Below are 5,018 nucleotides of genomic sequence, written 5' to 3' on the forward strand. Positions count from 1 at the left end.
CGACGTACTCCATGACGATGTAGCCGTCCAGCGAACCGGTGCGCTGGTCGAGGTGCTCCACGAAGTTGTAGATCCGCACGATGTTGGCGTGCTCGATCTCCGCGAGGAAGCGCCGCTCGGAGATCGCCGCCTCCATCGCGTCCTGGTCGCCCGTGTCCAGCAGGCCCTTGAGGACCACCCAGCGGTCCGAGACCGCCCGGTCCACGGCGAGGTAGATCCAGCCCAGGCCGCCGTGCGCCAGACAGCCGACCACCTCGTACTGGCCGTGCACCACGTCACCGGCCCGCAGCTTCGGGACGAACGAGTACGGGTGGCCGCACTTGGTGCAGAAACCCTCCGTGCGGCCCGGCCGGCCGGCCCGCGCGCGGCCCACCTGGGCGCCGCAGTCCGAGCGGGAGCAGAATCGCTTCCGCTCCGGCACCTCGGGGTTGTCCAGCACCATCGCGCGCGGGTCGGGCCGCGGGATCGGCGGAACCTGGACCAGCCCCGCGCCCAGCCGGCCCCGGCCGGAGGAGCTGCCGACGGACCCGGAGCTGCGCACCGACACCGAGCGGTCGGCGCCGCCGCCCGGGAGCGAGCGGGAGAGCCGCCCGGACACCGAGCGCCGTGACCTCGACGACTGCGACGACGTACGCGAACTGCGGCTGCCGGTACGGGCACTGCCGGCCGAGCCGCCGGAACCGCCGGAACCGCCGGAACCGCCGGAGCCGCCGGAACCGCCGGAGCCGCCGGAGCCGCGAGAACCCCGTGAGCTGTGCGAACCGCGCGACTCCCGGCCGCCGACGGTGACGCCGGTGGGGGACGAGCCGATCTCTCCGGTGGGCGACACGACCGGGGCGAGTCCGCAGGTGTCGCAGTACAGTTCGCCGCCGCCGACGTCCTCGTAGGCACCCTCGCAGCCGGGACGCTGGCAGGCGCGGGGCGCCGCGGCGGCGGCCTGCGCCGGCTGCTCCCTGCTCCCGCTCGGCTCCCTGCTCCCGCTCGGCTCCCTGCTCCCGCTCTGCTCCCCGTTCCCGCTCTGCTCCTGGGTCCCGTTCCGTTCCCCGGAACCACCGCCGGGCTGCCCCTGGGGCCGGCCCTGGTGGTGCGTCCGGTTCTCCGCCTGACTCATGCGCCTGCCTCCCCCTCGTCACTCATGCGCCGGCCCCCCACGCTCCTCGGGCGCGCCCCGGCCGGGCCGCCCGTACGGGCCGCGACCGGACTGCCCGTGCGGGCCGGACTGGCGGGGCACCCGTTGCTGCGCCGTGCCGAGGAGTTCGGCGGCGGCGTGCTGGTAGCGCAGCACCGCCTCCTCGGCGACCCGCAGATCGCAGGGCGCGCTCCACAGCATGCGGCGCGCCTTCTCGTACCGCTCGGCCAGCACGGTGTCCTCCGCGAGGCCGTGCCGGGCGACCTTCGCCTTGTAGGCGTCGAGCCGGCCGCGCAGTTCGGCGCGGATCGCCAGCGGCGCGGTGACCGCGGTCAACGACTCGCGGGCGCGCACCAGTTCGTCCTCGGCCTTCTGCTCCAGGGACTCCAGGAGCGGGGACAGCCGGTGCCACTGGGCGTGCCTGCGGTACTCGGCGGCCGTCGCCAGCTGCTCCTGCAGCACGGTCGGCGGGCCGCTGACCACCGGCACCTCCGTGGCGGCGATCTTCGCGAGCACCTCGCCGCGCGCCGTGCGCGCCTCGGCGAGGGTGCGGTCGGCGCGCGAGAGGACGTCCCGCAGCCGCACGATCCGCTTCTCGGAGTCCTGGCGGACCGCGAGCACCGCGTCGATCTCGCGGCGCACCTCCTCCAGGGCGCGCGCCTCGCGGTCGTACACCGTCGTGTCCGGCCGGCCGCCGCCCGGCGCCGAACTGCCCTCCAGGGGCTTCCAGAAGGCCAGCGGGTCGGAGATCACCTGCTCGCGCAGCTGCGTCAGGGTGCGGGTGATCCGCTCCAGGTCGTCGCCCGCCGGGTGCTCACCGGGACGGACCCCTACGGGGTGGGCGAGCCTGCGGGTGCGCTGGAGCTCGGCGGCCAGGAGGTCTATCCGCGCGGGCAACGCCGACCACACCGCGTCCGCGGCGACGACCATGTCCAGCGAGGACGCGTACAGCTCGTTCATCAGCTCGACCAGCGCGGCCAGCGAGTAGCGCTCGCTGAGGCGGCCCGCGCGGCCTTGGAGCGTCGGCGCGTTCGCCGTGGTGGTGGCCGAGCCCGCGACCGTGACGCACTCGCCGCGCAGCAGCTCCGTCAGTTCCACCAGGTCCTCGCGGCTGGACCAGCGGCGCCGGGCGCGGATCTCGCGGGCGGTGCGCAACGCGCCGGAGTACGCGTCGAAGTACGTCCACAGCAGCGTGATCGAGGCCTCGGTGGCCTGCCAGTGCTCCTCGGTACGGCCGGTGAGCCGGGCGCCCTCCAGGAGTCTGCGGCCCGCGTGGTCCTGCAGGGCGAGGAGCGAGGTCTCGACCGCCTCGTGCTCCGCGCCGAGCCGTGCGAGCGCACGGTCCACCTCGTCCCGGTCCATCACCGGCCCGGCGGGATCCGTGTCGCCCATCGATCACCTCTCGCTGCGGGTCGGTCGTCGACGTCCGGTCGCTGACGTTCGTGCGTCGACGTTCGTGCGTTGTCCTGTGCGCGTCTCTTTTCCTGTGCGGTGGGCCGACGGGTGGTCAGCTCACGCGCAGGTACTCCGGTGCCGGTGGTTCGGAACTTCCTGGATCACTGCCCATTGTCTTCGCCAGCCAACGCTCGTACGAGGCCTGCCATCCGTCCTCGGTGTCCTCGCCGAAGTCCACCAGGACCTGGTTGACCCGGCGCAGCAGGTCGTCCGCGTCCTTCTTCATGGCCACGCCGTAGTACTCGGTCGTGAAGGAGTCGCCCTTGAGTTCGACCGTCGGGTCCTGCGCGGCCTGGCCGGCGGCGAGCGCGGCGTCGGTGACGACCGCGTCGACCTCGCCGAGCTGCAGCCGCACCAGGCAGTCGAGCTGGTTGGGGACGGTGGTGCGGATGTCGGCCGACCGGGGGAGGGCTCCCCTCGCCTTGTCCGCCTCCAGGTTCGTGTACGCGGTGGAGCCCGCCGCCGTGCAGATCTCCCGGTCCGCGAGCGTGGGGCCGTACCCCTTGACCGGGGAGGTCTTCGGGGCCAGGACCTGCTGTCCCGTGGTGAAGTACGGGGCGGAGAACGCCACGTCCTCCAGGCGCTCGCAGTTGATCGTCATGGTGCGGACGATCATGTCGACCCGGCCGTCCTGGATCGCCGGGATGCGCTGGTCGGTGGGGATCGCCTTGAACTGGACCGCGTTCCGGTCGCCGAGTATGTCCTCGGCGATGCGGTGCGCCAGGTCGATGTCGAAGCCCTCGAGCCGGGCGCTGTCCCCGCTGTTGGGGTCGCGGTAGCCCCAGCCGTAGCTGTTCTGGTCGATGCCGACGATCAGCTTCCGCCGCTCGCCCGGGCGGGCCTTGATCGCGTCGATGACCGGGCCGTCGGCGTCGGAGGGGGTCAGGGTCTGCTTCTCGGGATCGTCGCACTCCTCGGCCGCCTTCGCGCCCAGGGCGTCCGTCACGCCCGGTCCGGCGGTCCTCGGCTCCTTGCCGGGCCCGGCGGAGGACCCGGCGCGGGTCAGTACCAGCGCGAAGACCAGCGCGAGCGCGCAGAGGGTGGCCATCGCGCCCACCCCGCCCCAGCCCCGGAGGCCGGCCCGCAGGCGTCGTACGTTCCTCATCACGCCCCCTCCCCTTTCACCCTTCACCGGTACTCCGCTCACCGGTACTCCGACAGCCTGCGGCCGATGCCCAGCACCGCGCCCGCCGCGCCCAGCACGGCGAGGCCCGCGGCGCCCTGCGGGAGACCCGTCAGCGCGTCCCGGCCGCCGGTGGCCGCCTCCTCGAACTCGCGCCTCTCGTGCGTCAGCGCCGAGGCCAGGCTCTCGTCGACGCCGTCGAAGCACTCGCCGGTCGCGCCCTCGCCGCCGATCACCAGGTCCAGCGCTTCCTGGTAGTTGCCGTTCTCGTCCTGCTCGCGGGCGGCCGCGTGGCGCTTCTTCCACTCCGTCATGTTGCTCACGGCGGCGGCCACCGGCTTCTCGCCGCTGCTGTCGTCCGCGAGTTCGCCGGCCCGGGCGAGGCCCTTGTCGAGGGCTTCCATGTCGTGCTGGAAGTCGTAGTCATAGGCGTCGTACGCCTTCTCGCCGACCTTCTTCGTCTCGGCGCCGCGGGCCACCAGCGTCAGGTTCTCGTTGCCGCGCGCCTTCAGGGAGGCGATGCGGGCCTCGTGCAGCACGCCGAGCGAGCGGACGCCGTGGTCGTAGGAGCCGTTCAGTCCCGAGCGGGCGAGGCTGTGGCCGGCGACCAGCCAGAGCAGCACGACCGCCGCCGCGGCGGTGGCCGCGACCAGGCCGTGGTTGAGCACCCGGTGGGTCCGCAGGTACGTACGGCGCTGGGCCCAGGCGAGCACGGCGAGGGCGATCACACCGAGCGCGATCGCGGCCCACGGGTAGGGGGTCGCGTCCGCGTAGTCGGCGTCGAGGCGCTCGGTCTCCTTCTTGTAGAGGGCCTCCGCCGCAGGAAGCATCTCCTCCTGCATCTTCTCGTTCGCGTACCGCAGGTAGGCGCCGCCCACCGGGTAGCCCTGGCGGTTGTAGGTACGGGCGCGCTCCACCAGGCCCTTGTACACGGGCAGCAGCCGGTTGAGCTCGGTGATCCTCGCCGCCGACGAGGAGCCCGGCTGGGAGTTGGCCGCGGCGTTGACGAGCTTGGTGGCGGCGGTGCGGATGCCCTTCTCGTACCGGTCCCGGGAGGCGGCGGTCTCCTGGCCTCCGGCCAGGAAGCCGCTGGAGGCCGCGGTGTTGGCGTCCGCGAGGGAACGGTAGATGTCGGCGGCGTCCGAGGCGAGCGGCTGGCTGCTGGTGAGGACGTCGTCCGCCGCCGCGGCCCGCTCGGCCATCTGCCAGGCGGCGACCGTGCCGAAGGCGACGACGAGGGCCGCGAGGACCGCGCCGATGATCCTGAGACGGCCGGGTTCGGTGGCGGCGGCCTCGCGCAGCCGGACGGCC

General features: G+C 73.6%; 4 protein-coding genes. All 4 read right to left on the reverse strand.

The features are described from left to right. On the reverse strand, positions 1-1,111 hold a 1,111-nt coding region (locus AOK11_RS28735), incomplete at its 3' end, for a serine/threonine protein kinase (protein WP_276204852.1). 18 nt (positions 1,112-1,129) lie between these two features. After that, positions 1,130-2,521 carry a hypothetical protein gene (locus tag AOK11_RS28740; RefSeq protein ID WP_055596641.1) on the reverse strand — a complete coding sequence of 464 codons (1,392 nt, stop codon included), beginning with the start codon at positions 2,519-2,521 and terminating at the stop codon, positions 1,130-1,132. Positions 2,522-2,636: 115 nt separating this feature from the next. Beyond that, on the reverse strand, positions 2,637-3,689 hold the full coding sequence (locus AOK11_RS28745) for a glutamate ABC transporter substrate-binding protein (RefSeq protein ID WP_206188948.1): 1,053 nt from the start codon (positions 3,687-3,689) through the stop codon (positions 2,637-2,639). 38 nt (positions 3,690-3,727) lie between these two features. Next, positions 3,728-5,008, reverse strand: coding sequence for a hypothetical protein (locus AOK11_RS28750; RefSeq protein ID WP_063793537.1), 1,281 nt, complete (start codon positions 5,006-5,008; stop codon positions 3,728-3,730). Positions 5,009-5,018 lie beyond the last annotated feature (10 nt).

This window comes from Streptomyces hirsutus (genome assembly GCF_001418415.1).
GTDB lineage: Bacteria > Actinomycetota > Actinomycetes > Streptomycetales > Streptomycetaceae > Streptomyces > Streptomyces hirsutus.

Coding starts and splice junctions, on each gene's coding strand:
- AOK11_RS28740 (WP_055596641.1), bottom strand. CDS start 2,521: ATGGGCGACACGGATCCCGCCGGGCCGGTGATGGACCGGGACGAGGTG.
- AOK11_RS28745 (WP_206188948.1), bottom strand. CDS start 3,689: ATGAGGAACGTACGACGCCTGCGGGCCGGCCTCCGGGGCTGGGGCGGG.